This window comes from Mucilaginibacter gossypii (genome assembly GCF_017569325.2).
Lineage (GTDB): Bacteria > Bacteroidota > Bacteroidia > Sphingobacteriales > Sphingobacteriaceae > Mucilaginibacter > Mucilaginibacter gossypii.
Map to the genome: position 1 here is coordinate 2,418,966 of NZ_CP071878.2, position 15,360 is coordinate 2,434,325.

Annotated in this window: 12 protein-coding genes; 2 read left to right on the plus strand and 10 right to left on the minus strand. The window is 42.3% G+C overall.

Going from position 1 to position 15,360, the window contains the following annotated elements:
* The first annotated feature begins 17 nt into the window (after window positions 1-17).
* Entirely contained in the window at window positions 18-704 is a 687-nt protein-coding gene (locus J3L18_RS10190; protein WP_129568065.1) for an arylesterase, read from the plus strand.
* A gap of 57 nt (window positions 705-761) precedes the next feature.
* Here the strand turns inward: J3L18_RS10190 and J3L18_RS10195 are convergent, their stop codons facing one another.
* Together J3L18_RS10195 and J3L18_RS10200 are read right to left on the minus strand one after the other, a co-directional pair.
* The gene (locus J3L18_RS10195; RefSeq protein WP_091162851.1) at window positions 762-1,775 is read right to left on the minus strand and encodes a LacI family DNA-binding transcriptional regulator; all 1,014 of its coding nucleotides are present in this window, start codon (window positions 1,773-1,775) and stop codon (window positions 762-764) included.
* Window positions 1,776-1,966: 191 nt separating this feature from the next.
* The gene (locus J3L18_RS10200) at window positions 1,967-2,770 is read right to left on the minus strand and encodes a hypothetical protein (protein ID WP_091162850.1); all 804 of its coding nucleotides are present in this window, start codon (window positions 2,768-2,770) and stop codon (window positions 1,967-1,969) included.
* A gap of 276 nt (window positions 2,771-3,046) precedes the next feature.
* On the opposite strand from J3L18_RS10200, the gene J3L18_RS10205 reads away from it, so the two are divergent.
* Window positions 3,047-4,354: a PQQ-dependent sugar dehydrogenase gene (locus tag J3L18_RS10205; protein ID WP_223266090.1), complete on the plus strand. Its 1,308-nt coding sequence runs from the start codon at window positions 3,047-3,049 to the stop codon at window positions 4,352-4,354.
* Window positions 4,355-4,608: 254 nt separating this feature from the next.
* On the opposite strand, the gene J3L18_RS10210 is transcribed toward J3L18_RS10205, so the two are convergent.
* The 8 genes from J3L18_RS10210 to J3L18_RS10245 all read right to left on the minus strand — a co-directional run bounded on the left by J3L18_RS10210 (window position 4,609) and on the right by J3L18_RS10245 (window position 15,334).
* The gene (locus J3L18_RS10210) at window positions 4,609-5,079 is read right to left on the minus strand and encodes a RidA family protein (protein ID WP_189549069.1); all 471 of its coding nucleotides are present in this window, start codon (window positions 5,077-5,079) and stop codon (window positions 4,609-4,611) included.
* A gap of 45 nt (window positions 5,080-5,124) precedes the next feature.
* A complete protein-coding gene (locus tag J3L18_RS10215) occupies window positions 5,125-6,858 on the minus strand; it encodes a carboxypeptidase-like regulatory domain-containing protein (RefSeq protein ID WP_129568067.1) in 1,734 nt (577 codons plus the stop codon).
* Window positions 6,858-7,820: a FecR family protein gene (locus tag J3L18_RS10220; RefSeq protein WP_129568068.1), complete on the minus strand. Its 963-nt coding sequence runs from the start codon at window positions 7,818-7,820 to the stop codon at window positions 6,858-6,860. The genes J3L18_RS10215 and J3L18_RS10220 overlap by 1 nt, the downstream gene beginning before the upstream one ends.
* A gap of 1 nt (window position 7,821) precedes the next feature.
* Window positions 7,822-8,427 carry an RNA polymerase sigma-70 factor gene (locus J3L18_RS10225; RefSeq protein WP_091162847.1) on the minus strand — a complete coding sequence of 202 codons (606 nt, stop codon included), beginning with the start codon at window positions 8,425-8,427 and terminating at the stop codon, window positions 7,822-7,824.
* Window positions 8,428-8,668: 241 nt separating this feature from the next.
* Window positions 8,669-11,038 carry a response regulator gene (locus J3L18_RS10230; protein WP_129568069.1) on the minus strand — a complete coding sequence of 790 codons (2,370 nt, stop codon included), beginning with the start codon at window positions 11,036-11,038 and terminating at the stop codon, window positions 8,669-8,671.
* 298 nt (window positions 11,039-11,336) lie between these two features.
* A complete protein-coding gene (locus J3L18_RS10235) occupies window positions 11,337-13,193 on the minus strand; it encodes a beta-galactosidase (RefSeq protein WP_129568070.1) in 1,857 nt (618 codons plus the stop codon).
* Between the two features lie 279 nt (window positions 13,194-13,472).
* The gene (locus tag J3L18_RS10240; RefSeq protein WP_129568071.1) at window positions 13,473-14,327 is read right to left on the minus strand and encodes a sigma-70 family RNA polymerase sigma factor; all 855 of its coding nucleotides are present in this window, start codon (window positions 14,325-14,327) and stop codon (window positions 13,473-13,475) included.
* An 11-nt stretch (window positions 14,328-14,338) separates the two neighbouring features.
* A complete protein-coding gene (locus J3L18_RS10245) occupies window positions 14,339-15,334 on the minus strand; it encodes an NAD-dependent epimerase/dehydratase family protein (RefSeq protein WP_129568072.1) in 996 nt (331 codons plus the stop codon).
* Window positions 15,335-15,360: the final 26 nt, after the last annotated feature.

A 15,360-nucleotide genomic window follows, 5' to 3' on the forward strand; every position in this document is an offset into this window, starting at 1 on the left:
CATTGTATTTATTTTATATGAACAAAGTTACATTAAGCGGTATCTTGCTTGCGGCCCTTACAATGGCGGGTTGCGGTGACGGTGCTAAATCATCAAACAATGATCAGACGCAAGCTGCCACAGAAACTGCTAAAACTGATTCGGTTTCAAAAAAAATAGTTTTATTTTTTGGCGATAGCCTCACTGCCGGTTATGGTCTTGATGACCCTGCCGATGCATTTCCGGGTGTAATCAGTCGCCGGGTTGATTCATTAAAATTACCGTATAAAGTAATAAATGCTGGACTAAGCGGCGAAACTACTGCAGGCGGCAATGGCCGCATAGACTGGCTGTTAAAGCAAAAAGTAGACGTTTTTGTATTGGAGCTGGGGGCTAACGACGGCCTTCGCGGGATTCCGGTAAACGAAACCGCCAAAAATCTTCAGTCTATAGTAAATAAGGTAAAAGCCAAATATCCTGATGCTAAACTTGTTTTGCTGGGCATGCAAGTACCGCCGAACATGGGCGCCGATTATACCGGTAAGTTTAAAAACGTTTTCCCCCATCTGGCTAAAAAAAACAATATGGCCCTTGTCCCCTTTTTATTGCAAGGCGTTGGCGGGGTACCCTCACTTAACCAGGGCGATGGCATCCACCCTACTGCTCAGGGTGCGAAAATTGTAGCCAACAATGTTTGGAATATATTGAAAGATGAATTGAAATAATCAACCGTTCAGGACTTGGTACACCATCACCCTGAATTCATCCTGCAAAATAGTTCATTAGTTTGATGAATCCCTGATAATTAGTTCGGTTGCTAATGTTATGTGTTGATTTTTTTCTTCAGGGACAGTAGCGTTAAGCCTTTCCATCAGCAGCTTGATCACGTTGTCGGCTATTTCGTCAATTGGCTGAGCTATAGCGGTAACAGCCGGGGTATACAATTCAAAAAGTTCGTAATCGTCAAACGCGATCAAAGCAATATCACCCGGTATATTTTTACCTGCCTTACGGATGGCCTTCAAACCGCATTTACCCAAATGATTATTGGCGAACAGAATAGCATCGACATCCTTATTTTTTTCCAGGAAGTTTGTCATTAACTTAAGCATCTCCTGAACGGTAGTGTGAAAATCGACCTCGGTTATATTGGGTTTTAATTTGCTTTGGTGCATGGCTTTTTCATAACCCTCAAGCCTTTCTATCATTTGAGTTTGGATAGAGCTATAAGTTATAAAAGCAATATTTTTATGTCCCTTATCAATAAGATATTGTGTGGCGTTGAAGGTGCTGAACAGATTATCAACCACTACATAGTCGGTAGCTACTTTAGGCAGGTAGCGGTCAAAAAGCACCACCGGGAAACCATCTTTGATCAAATCGCTGATATCTTCTTCGATATTATCGGGCGGGGTAATAATGTAGCCGTCAACATGCCTGTCGCGAAACATAGCTATCAGTTCGCGCGTTTTTTGCGTATCGTTATCTGTACTGCTGTAAATGATCTTATACCCATTTTGGTAAGCGAGATCCTCTATGCGGCGTGCTATTGTGGCAAAAAAATGATTGGAAATATCCTGCACCAGCAAGCCAATGATATTTGATTTGCCGGTGCGTAAACTTTTGGCTAACGAATTGGGTTTATAACCAACCTCTTTTACATATTGAAGCACTCGCTTCACCAGCTCGTCGCTGATGCGTTTTTCCTGTGCGCGACCATTAAGGATAAAAGATACGGTAGTTTTAGATATATTCAGACTATTGGCAATGTCAACTATAGATAATTTCTTCTTCAAGGATTTAGTATTTTAAAACCAAATATATAATATAAATGGTAATGCTAAACAGGTTTAGTAGATAATAAATGGTTTATATTACTTATTAATTAATGCATGCAGCATAACTCAAAAATGCACAACAATATATAAAACAAAAAAGATCGCCCATACCAGGCGACCTTTCAGTTAATATATAGGGAGTTAGAATATTAAAACCTGCGCATGCCGCGGCCGTAATTTCCATTTTGAGAAAAACGCTCACCACCATTGCCCCTGTCATAACCGCCGCCGTTCGATGGTCGGCCACCCCAGTTGCCGCGATTGTCATGACCGCCATGGTTATCATTGTTGCCATTGTTAGGCTGTCCGTTACCCCATCCGCCATGATTACCATGGTTGTTATTGTCAGACTGGTTTCCATTACCCCAGTTACCACGGTCATGATTACCGTTGCTCCAGTTATGATCATCCCTGCCACTTCCCCAGTTACCACGGTTATCATATGGATTAGGCCTTCTGCCCCAGTTTCCACGATCACCACCCCAACCCGGGCGATAAGCATAGCCACCTGCAGGCCTTCTGTCAAAGCGGTGCCCCCAGTTACCGTGGTCGCCCATGTAACCGCCCCACCTTTGCCTGTAAAAATCGTGACGCAAGTATGGTCGTGGAGCTCTTACTTCGTAACGCACAGCGGTACGCCAGTTATAGTCCCGGTAAGCGCCTGGCAGGTAAGCACAGCTTACCCAGCGGCTTCCGTCATTGTAGTAGTAGCATCCGGCTCCTACATTATAGTAAGCTTCTACTTCCGGTAAATAGTAATAATCATCGTCGTCACTAACATTTACATTATCATCATAAACAGGCTCTTCTTCAACTACTGGCGGAGGAGGGGCAGGTACGTAAACGCGATGAGCGGGGATATTGATACCAAATTGTATAGATACCTGTGCGTTGGCTTTACTGATAAATAAGCTTCCGGCTGCTATTGCTGATAATATGGCTAACTTTTTCATAATTGTAAATTTTATATAGTTAGGACGATATCTATCAGCAATGGTTTAATCAAACACAGCATTATATGTCACAACATTAGTTAATTAATACTATATTTTATTCACAATGCATTTAACCAAATTTTATTTCAAACAATTAAGACCGCAGCCTATTGTTGCCAAATTTTATTAATTGATATGCTTAAATATAAAAACAACAATGTTACTCGATTACTACAAAACAGATTTTAGGATTATCGGTATATTTACTTAATTTGATAACCATTAATTTTTACCATGAAAAACCGCAAATTATTACGTTCCATAGTGCCTGTAGTTGCTATGGGAGGTATTATGTTTATTACAGCCTGCAAAAGTAATAGCGACTCAAAGAAAACTGCCGATAGCACTTCTACCCCTGCTCCATCAACAGAAAACGCGGGTATTAAAACTCCTGAAGGCTTTAGCGCCAGTATTATTGCTGAAAAACTTGGTGGCACCCGCCATATTGCCATTACACCGCAAGGCGACATCTATGTAAAGCTTACAAATGTTAAAAACAACAAGGGGATATTAATGCTTCACGAAGATGGCGGCAAGGCAACCGTAAAGAACAGCTTTGGCGCTTATAGCGGCACAGGCATGTCGATTAAAAACGGGTACCTGTATGCATCGTCGGATGAAGAGGTTTTTCGTTATAAACTGAACGATAAGGGCGAGGTAATCAATGCTGACCAGCCCGAAAAAATTGTTACCGGCCTTATTAGCCGTCATGAGCATGAAGCTAAGGCCATAACGCTTGATAACGATGGCAACATTTACGTAAACATTGGCGCTTACTCAAATGCCTGCCAGGTTGAAGACCGAAAAAAAGGTTCCCCGGGCCAAAAGGGCTGCCCTATTTTAGATTCGGCCGGCGGCATCTGGCAGTTTAAAGCAGATAAATTGAACCAGCATTATGGCGATGGTATACGTTATGCCACCGGTCTGCGTAATGTTGTAGGTATCACCTGGAACCAGCAAAACAACCAGCTTTTTGTAATGCAGCACGGCCGCGACCAGCTTTTTGAATTCTATCCACAATATTTCACCGCTAAACAATCGGCCATATTACCTGCCGAGTGTATGTATGCGCTTAAAAAAGGAGATAATGCAGGCTGGCCTTATATGTATTACGACCAGGAACAACATAAAAAAATGCTGATGCCTGAATATGGCGGCGACGGCAAGATTGAAGGCGGAAAAGATGCTATCGACCCTGCTGCTGCTTATCCGGGCCACCTTGCCCCTAACGGCCTGTTATTTTACACCGGCGATCAGTTCCCCGCGAAATATAAAAATGGTGCATTCATAGCTTTTCATGGCTCATGGAACCGCGCACCTGAACCGCAGGCTGGTTACTTCGTGGTATTTCAACCATTTAAAGATGGCAAGCCTGATGGTCAGTGGGAAGTTTTTGCCGATGGCTTTTCTGGCTCTGCTGCTAATACTGCTTCAGGCGCTGCGGCCCACCGTCCATGCGGCTTAGCGCAAGGCCCGGATGGCTCACTGTATGTTACCGATGATGTAGCTGGAAATATTTATAAAATCACCTATAAGAAATAATAACGGGCTAAAAAAAGCTGTCATTTTATTATTCATAATCTCACTTACAAGTATTGCCTCACAGGTAAAAACAAGACGTAAAAACCGGCGACAAGGTAACCTGTCGTCGGTTTTTTTTATTTTAATGGCCTTTGGCAATAAGGCAAATGAGGTAACTGCTGCACAGGTAAAGGTAGCAAGGGCTGCCAATAAAAAGTAATAACACGTAAATCAGACTGCGAAGTTTTTAAAACTTAGCAGGATCAATATCAACCTCACTTCTTTTTGATAACAGCCGTTGCTTTTATCTCAATTAAAATATCATCCCTGAAAAGCTTGCTTACCTGCACCAGTGTACTTGCCGGTGGCTGCTTTGTATTCACATATTTATCCCTGATATTACGAACTACCTGTACCTGCGATGCGTCTATGATATAGTAGTTCAATTCAATCAGATCATTCATGGTGCCGCCTGCAGCCTCAACAATGTTTTTGATATTAGTAAAAACCTGTTCAGTTTGGCTGGCCAGATCACCTTTGCCGGCATGCTTACCGGCCTGATCCAAACCAACCTGGCCCGACATGATCACCATTTTATTTTTACCCAGGTCTACAATTACAGCGTGAGAATAGCCAAATGGCTTACCGACTGTGGATGGGTTTAAAAAAGTCACGTCTTTATTAGCCTCCTGGGCAAAACAAGCCGACGATGTGCAGAACAAAATGAGATAAAGGATTTTTTTCATCAGGTGATTATTGGTTTGCACAAATTTGACCATATTAAAGCACACTTACAATATGGTGATACCGGCCGACCAACCGATCCAGCCCTTTGTACGGTTGCTCCAATCAATCAAACCGGGTTTGTTTTTTATGATCTGCTGAATATCGCTATCTCCGGGATGATTGCCATAATTAGTGTAAACATTAAACGACGGCCCTGCAAAGAAGCTAACTTTTGAACCTGCTCTGAAATTGAACAACGCGCTTACCCGGTTTATCTGATTTTGGTTTTTCCATCCTTTTGCCAATAGTAAGTGAGTCGAACCCTCAGCCGACAGTGACATATTATTATTGAAGATAAAATCGTGACCTAAGCCAAAACCTGTGCTGTAATAAACATGCTTATCTGTAAAATTAACGCCGCCCGATATAATGGAATACAGTTTAGCATTCCCCGATTTAAAGGCAATGTTTGTTGTAGTGATCTCGTTACTGTACACTTCAATTTTAGCATATCCATTACGCGAAATATTCAGTAAGCCGATGCTATAACCATCAAGCGTATCGGCAATATTTACCATAGCAAATGACACACCTTTTATCACCCTGGCTTTATTAAAAATTCCCGCCATCTGCATTCCGCTTGCTTCGTTGCCTGTAACATTGGCTATCCCCGCAATACTAAAACCTATGTTGTTTTTCCGGGTGTAATTGTAAATACCTGCCGCCTGGATACCTTTGCTATTGCTCACGTGGTTAAAGATCCCGGCAAGCTGAACACCCTTAAGACTGTCTTTTACCATATTATATATGCCCGCCGCCTGGATACCTTCTATGTTTTTCTGGTCGTTATTATTAATGCCGGCCAGTTGAACGCCTTTGCTGTTACCCCCAACAATATTAAAGAGCCCGGCCGCCTGTACATATTTAACTTCCTGTTTGTTGATATTAAACAGTCCCCCAAGTTCAACGCCATTAACGCCGCCGTTATATCCGCCTAAAATATTGAGCGAAAAGTTATTGACTATTTGCCCGCTCATGATACCATGGCTTCCTAAACTTGGTAGAAGCGAGGTTTGTACCGGAACTGTTGAAAGGTAACCGCCTAAATTAAGGTTCTGTATTTTCTGGCCGGATGAAAGGAACATTCTGCCCAGCCAGCTCCTGTCTGATTTTGAATTTGCGGCATCGGCGCTGTAATAATATTCGCGTGATTTTATGGATACGTTTACATTATTTAAAAAATTGATACTGGTATCACGATATAGCTCCTTACTTACATTAAGAGTAATCATACCATTGGCTTTTATCTTGAGCTGGAAGTAACCGTTCTGATCGGTAAGGGTTGATTCCAGCGAATTTTTTTCATAAACACTGGCATTGTAAAGTTTTTTGCCGGTGAAATCATCATACACGTAACCGCTGATGTAATAAACATTGCCTGGCCCGGCCAGGGTATCAGGCACAAGGGTTAACCTGTATGGGGTAGGCCGGAGTATAATATATCCCGGCGACTCCTTATAATCAACCCTGCCATGAAACAGCTCATCAAGCAGGCTTTTAATTGTTTGCCCGGATGATACTATGCTCACCACACTATCAGTTTCAATGACATCATTGCTGTACGAGAAATAAAACTTCCCTTTTTCGCCGATAATGGTGAGGATCTCGGCTATCTTTTTTTGTTTAACATTGAGCGCTACAGTACGGTTCAGGTTATCCTGCGCCAGCGCATTGGTAATGAGCAGGCAGCCCGCCAACACGAGCATTATATAAAATAATATGCTTAGTTTCTTTTCCATCAGTTTTTGATTATGATGAGATGAGGTTTTTTGATCACCTTAACATCGCCAAGGGTTTTGCTTATGATCTCTAATATCCCATCAAGTGAACCTGCTTTAAATGTGGTTGTTATAGTCCTGTTAGCCAGTTTTGTATTATCTATGACAATATTTGCGCGATAAGCCTCATTAAGCACATCCACAAGCCGCCATAGTGGTGTTTTATTGGCTACGAACTTTTGGGTACGATAATAATTATATAGCTCATCCTGGCTGCTGCCTTTCTGCAGGCGGCCGCTTTGTATCGATGCTTTCTCCTTAGGTTTTAGTTTCACCACTATCTCCTGCTGAATTACCTGCACAACGCCGGTTTCAACAATAACCTCGGTATTGGGGCCGGTAGTTTTGATATTGAACGATGTACCTACCACCTTCACAACCAGATCATTAACGTGGATCATAAATGGTTTTGATTTGTCATGAGCCACATCAAAAAAAGCTTCTCCTTTTAACGATATCTCCCTGGTATCGCCGGTAAATCTGTCCGGGTAATTCAACACCGAGTTTTTATTCATGGTGATCAATGATCCATCTGATAAGGTAACCTTGCGTACTATATTACCACTTTGCAGTGCAAGCATATTAACTTTTACCGGCTTGAGCAGGGTGTATAAGGTACCGGCAGTGCCTAATATCACCAGCCACATAGCAGCCATTTTAAGCCAGCGGTTTACCGGCTTTAAAGATTTAATTTTAGCCGGTGCTTCACCCCTGTTTTGTGCCAGCTGTTTAAATTCGACCCATGAAGTATCGGGATCAAGCTTACTTTCTATTTTAAGTTCGCGGCTGGTATCCCAGATCAGTTTAAAATGATCAAAATATTTCCGGTTATCATCATTTTCGCCAAGCCAGCGGTTGATGGTTTCATTCTCAACCGGTGTGGTCTCGTTTAGCATGTATTTGGTTAATAAATCGTCCATCATGTTAAATAATATTAAAAGCCCGGCTTATAAGCCAAATGATCAACGGCAGGTAGTCAACTAATTTGAGCCGTAATGTTTTCAGGGCCTTGCCCATCTGGTTTTCTACTGTTTTTATGGAGATGCCTAATTCATCAGCAATTTCCTGGTATTTTAAATCCTCAAACCTGCTCAACTGAAACACTGTACGGCATTTTTCGGGCAGGTCATTCAATGCCTGTTGTAATTTTTCTTTGAGGTCAAGCAGTTCCATACCGGCGGCCCCATCAACTTTATCCTTTGTCATATACAGTACGTGCTGCTGGTGATTAACCTTTACTTTCTGGTGCCTGAGGTTGTTAAGGCATTCGTTATAAACCGCGCCATACAAATAGGCCTTTATCGAGCCGGTAAAATTCAGCCGTTCCTTTCGTTCCCACAGCCGCATAAAAACGTTTTGTACCATCCCCTTCGCCGTATCTTCATCTCTTAAAATAGAGATAGCATACACATGCAGCGGCCTGATGAAGTGCTTATATACCTTTTCAAAGGTTGCTTCATCGCCCGAGAGCAGCAGCGGAATCAATTGTTCGCTATTTATATCCAAAATATGATCAGTTTGGGTTAACATTCAATTAAATCTTAATGCGGTAATTAATGGTTGTAAGGATGTTTATCCATTTATTTTCCTCCATTATCCGCCTGGCCCAATTATTATCGGAAGGGTAAATAAAAGTAATAAGAAGTAATAAGGAAGCTAATCTGTTCATTTTAGTAAAATTTATCCTGAAACACGCCAGGATCATTTTACCCCTATGAGTAAATGAAATTTTTATTCAGAAAATAAACAGGAAGTTTGATTCAGGAACATCTTACACATGCTCCTGCTTAAAAACGTGGTGCAATACTTTACTATGTAGTTCATCGGGTAAAAAAGGCTTCATCACAATGTCATCAAAACCTGTTTTATAAGCTTCGTCCTCTACATCTTTGGGAAGATTGGCGGTAAGCGCTATAATGGGGATGTTTATGCCGTTCAATCTCATTCTCTTTGTAGATTCATACCCATCCATCACAGGCATTTGCAAATCCATCAACACAAGACGATGTTTTGACGTATCCAGCTTGTCAAGTGCTTCCTGTCCGTTGGTTGCAACGTCGGTAGTAGCCCCCCAGCGTTTTAAATAAGTTTGCGCTACCAGCACATTCATCGGGTTATCATCAACCAGCAAAATAGAGATTCCGCTCAGCAGCTTATCATTTGCATCGGGTTTAACGTTAACATTAACCGCCTCGGATATTTTGCCCGCTTTTTCAAAGGTTTTAATAAAATAAAATACTGAGCCTACTCCTTCCTCACTAATTAACTGCAAGGACGATTCCTGTAACTCCAATATTTTTTTACTGATTGCAAGACCTAAACCTGTCCCACCAAAACTGCGTGATATGGACGAATCGGCCTGGGTAAAGCGTTCAAATATGAGTTTCTGTTTGCCGCGGGGAATGCCGATACCAGTATCTTTAACAAACACCATTAATGTAGCCGTAGTTTCGGTTTGTTCTTTCACCTCAATTCCTAAAACTACCTCGCCGCTTGGAGTAAATTTTATGGCATTATGAACGAGGTTGGTAATTACCTGCGATAAGCGGGTAGGGTCGCCAAGCAGTTTATGCTGCAATTTCTTATCAAAATCAAGGCGTAGGGTTATATCCTTATCGTGTGCTACTGTTTGCAAACCACCTACTACATTACGGGCAAGTGCAGCCAGGTCCATTTCAATGCTTTCAAAAGTTATCTTCCCGGCTTCTATCTTGTTATAATCCAATACATCATTCACTATCGCCAAAAGATTATTAGCCGAAAAAAGCATGACGTTGAGATGTTCAATCTGATCCTTGCGGGGCTCGTTCTTAAGCAGCAGATGGCTCATCCCTATTACCGAATTAAGCGGTGTCCGGATTTCATGGCTCATCGTGCTCAAAAATTCACTTTTAACCTTTAAACCCTGTTCGGCTTCAGCCCTCGCCTTTTTCAATACAAATGATACCCGGTGCGCTAACACCAGCGACTGCAAAAAGAAAAAAGCGATATATCCTAAAAAACTAATCAGCTGCAGCGGAGGTATTAATGCCCAGTAATGAAAAAGCGATATCGCAAATACCGACATTAAAGCAAATGCGCTCATTAAAGCATAAACAGATCCGGGCCTGTTATTGCGCCAGGCTTTTGAGTATACATATGGAATATAAACAAGGCAAAACAGCATCACTGCTAAAAATGGGTTCACGAGCTGGGTAAAAATCCACGGAGGACTAAATAATGTCATTAAAGTGAACGAAAAGCAAATGCCATTAATAATATTTACAACCCGCCGATTTACATCTGCCGGATATAAGTATAACGTGTAAAGCCCAAACAGACCTATCCCCGAAAACAAGCTCATATATTCCAACCGGGCCGTTATGTACCAGTTAATATTAGGCAATAAGGTGTGCAGCACATAGTTATCTGTACCTATGATTCGGTAACTATAAACTATAGAGAACAGGGCAAAAAGTAAAATGGCTTTATCACGGCTGCCCAGCAGATATAAACCGAGGAAAAACAATCCCCCCATCAGTAAACAGCCCGTCAGCATCAAATCAATTCCTTCGGCGCGATGCCGGGCCAGGTCAATTCTTTCCGCAGGCCCTATGAAAATGGGTTTACTGATCCCTCCTTTACTGTGTATAAAATTGGCAACTTGTAATGTGATATTGATGGTATCGCTGCTGGGCAGGTCTACAGCATGATATTCCCAATGTGCTTCAAATCCCTTTCGGGAAGTAGTTACTTTCCCGTTCGACGATACTAACTTTTTGTTAATATAAAGCCTGTACGCGCTGTAAACATCAGGCATGGCCAGCTTTAATTCGCCGTGTTTTTGGGGAAGTAAAATTTTAAGCCGGTAAGTACCATAGCCAAACGCAGGTAGCTTTTTGCCCCGCCAGGTATAGCCACTCCATTTAAATGGGAACTCAACCAAAAGCCTGTCTTTAATAGCAGTGGTGTCAGTGGGATTTATTAATTGGTTCCAATAAAACAGCCAGTTTCCCGTCAGTTCAATTTTATCGTTGATAGGCTGATTACGAAGATCGAGCACGCCGTGCACCGCGGCTACATAGGTGTTTTGTGCAGATACCCTTGCTTTGGTTCCGATCAATAATATAAATATAACATATAGAACCTTACTGATCTTCATCGATTTACGGCACCTATTATCAAACCAAAAGCTTGCAAATTGTTTCGTTCAGAAATATGAAACAGGATTTATTTTCCTTAATCTAACTTAAGAATTTCATAATTAAGCGTGAATATAACAACCCGTACGAATATTTAGAACTATTATTAAGGCTTATCTATTGATATAAACGATAGGTTAAATTACCCCTTATGTTTAAATAGTAATAGTTAAATATCAAAACCCAACCCTATTGAATAACAGCCATAAAAAAGACGCCAGGATAATTTCCTGCCGTCATTCCTTAAGTTAAATTATATTATTTACTCAGCGGGCCATCTAATACCGGCATGGTTACCGTAACAATCTCCGTTTGCTGGATATCATTCAACTGATCAAGTACAACGATACTGTTTGTACCTTTTTTAAGCCAGCAGCCGGGTAAATAAAGCGTTTGCTGTGGGCCAATTTTCCAATAGCGGCCAATGTTGATCCCATTTACAAATACTATACCCTTTCCCCAATTCTTCATGTCTAAAAAGGTATCTCCCACTTTATTCAGGTCAAATGTTCCCTGGTAAAGTTCTGGATGGCCGGTTGTGTTTGTTGTGCCTGCCCCGAGCGCCGGTACTTTATCCATAGGTAGCTTATACATTTGCCAGTTGCCGTTAATTTCATGATCATCAACCTTCACCGGGCTGATGATTCCTTTAAGATTGTGAATGATCTCGCCCCCGTAATTGATCCTGCCAAGGTTTTCAACAAAAATATCCAAACGCGCATTAAAAGGAATATTTATAGGGCAGCTGAATTTATTACTTTGCCTGTTAAGCTCTGCAACTTTTTCGCCATTTACATATATGATTGCATAATCCCGCAGGCCTTCCAGGTTTAAAGTGCCGCTGACAGGCTGGGTAAATTTACGACTGTATAATACATAGCCATAGCCCTGATTAAGCGCTTCAAATGTTTGTGGGGTATCGCTTTCTACTGCCTGCTGGGCTTTCGCCATCTCCAGCAAATCGGCCGTTTTGGTAAGCTTAATAGCCGGAATACGAATCACAGGGATCTGCGCGGGCACTTCAGGAATAGCATAGGCCGCATACTTTTTCATCAGGTTGCGGATAGCTGTAAACTTGGGAGTTATCCATCCTGCCTCACTAATAGGGGCGTCGTAATCATAGCTGGTGATATCCGGCTGAATTTGATGTTCCTTGTCATAATTAGCACCGCTTGTGAAACCAAAATTGGTGCCACCATGTGCCATGTATATATTAAATGATACGGTATCTTTCAAGTACTTCTCCACGTCTTTGATTACCGAGGTTTCTGATACTTTTTCAAATTTCTCGCCCCAATGGTCAAGCCAGCCAGGATAATATTCGGCCACCATATAAGGGCCTTTTCCTCCGTTATATTGGTTAATGAGCTTCTTCAAATTTTTGGTATCACCTTCGCCATTGGCAGTTGGCAATGCCCCTTTAATTACGCCGCCTTCAAACAACCAGTCGCCATCAGAAGTAAACAATGGCACATCAACGCCCGCTTTTAAAAGCAGATCTTTTATAGCTGCGCTGTAAATTTTATGATCGGCAAGCGGCACGTCCCTACGCTGGGCTACATATGATCCAAATTCATTTTCGGCCTGAACCATGATTATTGGCCCGCCATGGGTTATTTGCAGGTCTTTAACCTGCCCCATCAACTGGTTAATATAAGTTTTGCATGAATCAAGGAAGCGTTCGTTTTTACTGCGGATAACCAATTGTTTATCATTTTGGAGCCACCAAGGATAGCCGCCAAATTCCCATTCGGCACAAGCATAAGGCCCCGGCCTTAATATTACCATTAAGCCCTCCTGCTGTGCGGTTTTTACAAACTCGCGGATATCGCGGTTATCCGTTTTAAAATCCCATACACCCGGACTAACCTCATGATGGTTCCAGAAAACGTAAGTGGCAACCGCATTCATACCCATTGCCCTGAGCATTTGCAGGCGCTGCTTCCAGTAAGCTTTAGGGATTCTCGCAAAATGCATTTCGCCCGAGTGGATTTGGATAAATTTTCCATCATAAATAAAATTGCCTTCAGCAATTTTAAAACTATGTTTCGCCTGGCTAAAAACCTGTGAAATTATGAGGGTTAGCAATAATAAAGAGAGGAGTGTTTTTTTCATTTCCATTTGTAGGGTTAAACATGATTGACCGTGTGTTAAGTGTACCGACCATGATGTTTTCAAGTTCCTAAATTATAAAGGTTAAATAGGAATGCCTAATTTCCTGCAATCTTAATTTAGCGCAAACGTTTGCTTAATCCAGCGGATGCAAGATAAATAGTTCAGCAGCTCATTTTAATCGCAAATTAGCCCTGAATAATGGACTGGTGAAGTTAATGCAGGATAAAGTATCGAAAGAAATTAAGACGCAGAAAAAAATAAAATCCCTACCTGCTTATTTTAAATTTCAAGCTTTTTCAAATTAGCACTTTCCCTAAGCTTGTCAATAGCCCGGTTTCGTAGCTGCCTCACCCTTTCTGCGCTAATACCAAGCCGGTTACCGATTTCGGGAGCCGAGAGTTCACTGTGCCCGTCCAGACCATAATGATAAAACACAACAGATCGTTCAGCATCGTTTAGCTTATTAAGCAAATCATCGAGCTGTTGTTTAAGTTGGTAAGCTTCCAAAAGGCCTTCTATTCCGGGTTCATCTGTATGTAAACGATCAAGCAGGCTGTATCCGTCATTGCCGGGTGTATCGGCTTTATCATACGAATGTGTAAAAGGCGCCGCATGCAAAGCTTCTTTCACTTTCCATTCAGCAGTTTCCAGGAATGCCGCTATTTCATCCTGAACGGGCAGTCGCTCAAGTCGTTGTTCCAGAACCCCTGTAGCCCTGTTAACATGAACAATCATATCCACCTGGTTGGCAGGCAGGCGGATCATCCGCGTTTTATCTAACAGTGCTTCCATGATTCGCTGCCTGATCCACCAAACTGCATAAGATATAAACTTGAAGCCGCGGGTTTCGTCAAACCGTTTCGCAGCTTCAAGCAAACCCAAATTACCTTCGCTTATCAGGTCGCCCATGGGCATGCCCTGGTGCTGATACTTTTTTGCCACGGAAACCACAAAACGCAGATTGGCCTTTACCAACCTATGCAAAGCCGACAGATCTCCCTGCCGGATCTTCCCGGCTAACAGAACTTCTTCTTCCGTATTAATAGTTGGCTCGCGGGCAATATCACTAAAATACTTCTCCAACGAAGCAGCATCCCGGGCTGTGATCGATTGGGTAATATTCAGGTCTCTCATCAAACCCTTATTTAACTCACTGTTGCAATGTTGTTGTTTTTATAAACAGGTGTAAGATGATCAAGCATATCTGCAGTCATAGCGACAAGATCATATTCAGGGTGCCAGTTCCAGTCGCGCCTTGCTTCAGTATCATCAACACTGGCCGGCCATGAGTTTGCAATGGACTGACGCTTGTCGATGCTATAACTAATGGTAAAATCGGGCAGGTGCTTGTTCAGTTCTGTGGCAAGCTCGGCAGGTGTAAAACTTAAAGCACCGATATTATATGCTCCGCGTTCTTTGAGTGCTTCCACGGGCGCGTTCATCAGTTGAAGTGTAGCCCTTACCGCGTCATCCATATACATCATAGGTAATGCAGTGTTGGGGCTTAGGTAGCATTCGTAACGTCCATTCTGCAAAGCTTCGTGAAATACAGCTACCGCATAGTCTGTAGTCCCCCCGCCAGCCGGGGCGCTGTAACTGATCAATCCTGGATAACGCAGGCTGCGTACATCCACCCCATAATGCTCCCTGTAATAGGCGCACCATTGTTCACCAGCTTCCTTGCTGATACCGTAGACCGTTTGCGGATCAAGCAAAGCATTCTGGGGACTGATCTTACGTGCTGTTGAAGGCCCAAATACGGCAATACTGCTCGGCCAAAACACTTTATCCAATTTATGATCTTTGGCTGCTTCCAATATATTGAGCAGGCTTTGCATGTTCAGGTGCCATGCTTTTAGCGGGGTCTCTTCTCCTTTGGCAGATAAGGTAGCTGCAAGATGATAAATTTGAGTTACTCCATAGGTAGCAACCAGGTTTTCCAGCTCATCTTTGTCTAATACATTTAACTGATGATATGGCCCTTCTAAATCCACGATTGTCGTAGCATCGTGTAAGTCGGTGGCAATTACTTGTTCCCTGCCATAAACATTTCTTAAAGCGGCAACCAGTTCGGTACCGATCTGCCCCCGGGCGCCCGTAACAAGGATTACCGGCGATAGTTGTTTTTTGTCGTGCTTCATAGTATTACGATGTAAAATTGTATATT

What these genes read in the sequence shown, in the direction of transcription:
- J3L18_RS10190 (WP_129568065.1), top strand. Translation starts at nt 18, where the DNA reads ATGAACAAAGTTACATTAAGCGGTATCTTGCTTGCGGCCCTTACAATG.
- J3L18_RS10200 (WP_091162850.1), bottom strand. Translation starts at nt 2,770, where the DNA reads ATGAAAAAGTTAGCCATATTATCAGCAATAGCAGCCGGAAGCTTATTT.
- J3L18_RS10205 (WP_223266090.1), top strand. Translation starts at nt 3,047, where the DNA reads ATGAAAAACCGCAAATTATTACGTTCCATAGTGCCTGTAGTTGCTATG.
- J3L18_RS10210 (WP_189549069.1), bottom strand. Translation starts at nt 5,079, where the DNA reads ATGAAAAAAATCCTTTATCTCATTTTGTTCTGCACATCGTCGGCTTGT.
- J3L18_RS10215 (WP_129568067.1), bottom strand. Translation starts at nt 6,858, where the DNA reads ATGGAAAAGAAACTAAGCATATTATTTTATATAATGCTCGTGTTGGCG.
- J3L18_RS10220 (WP_129568068.1), bottom strand. Translation starts at nt 7,820, where the DNA reads ATGATGGACGATTTATTAACCAAATACATGCTAAACGAGACCACACCG.
- J3L18_RS10225 (WP_091162847.1), bottom strand. Translation starts at nt 8,427, where the DNA reads ATGTTAACCCAAACTGATCATATTTTGGATATAAATAGCGAACAATTG.
- J3L18_RS10230 (WP_129568069.1), bottom strand. Translation starts at nt 11,038, where the DNA reads ATGAAGATCAGTAAGGTTCTATATGTTATATTTATATTATTGATCGGA.
- J3L18_RS10235 (WP_129568070.1), bottom strand. Translation starts at nt 13,193, where the DNA reads ATGAAAAAAACACTCCTCTCTTTATTATTGCTAACCCTCATAATTTCA.
- J3L18_RS10240 (WP_129568071.1), bottom strand. Translation starts at nt 14,327, where the DNA reads ATGAGAGACCTGAATATTACCCAATCGATCACAGCCCGGGATGCTGCT.
- J3L18_RS10245 (WP_129568072.1), bottom strand. Translation starts at nt 15,334, where the DNA reads ATGAAGCACGACAAAAAACAACTATCGCCGGTAATCCTTGTTACGGGC.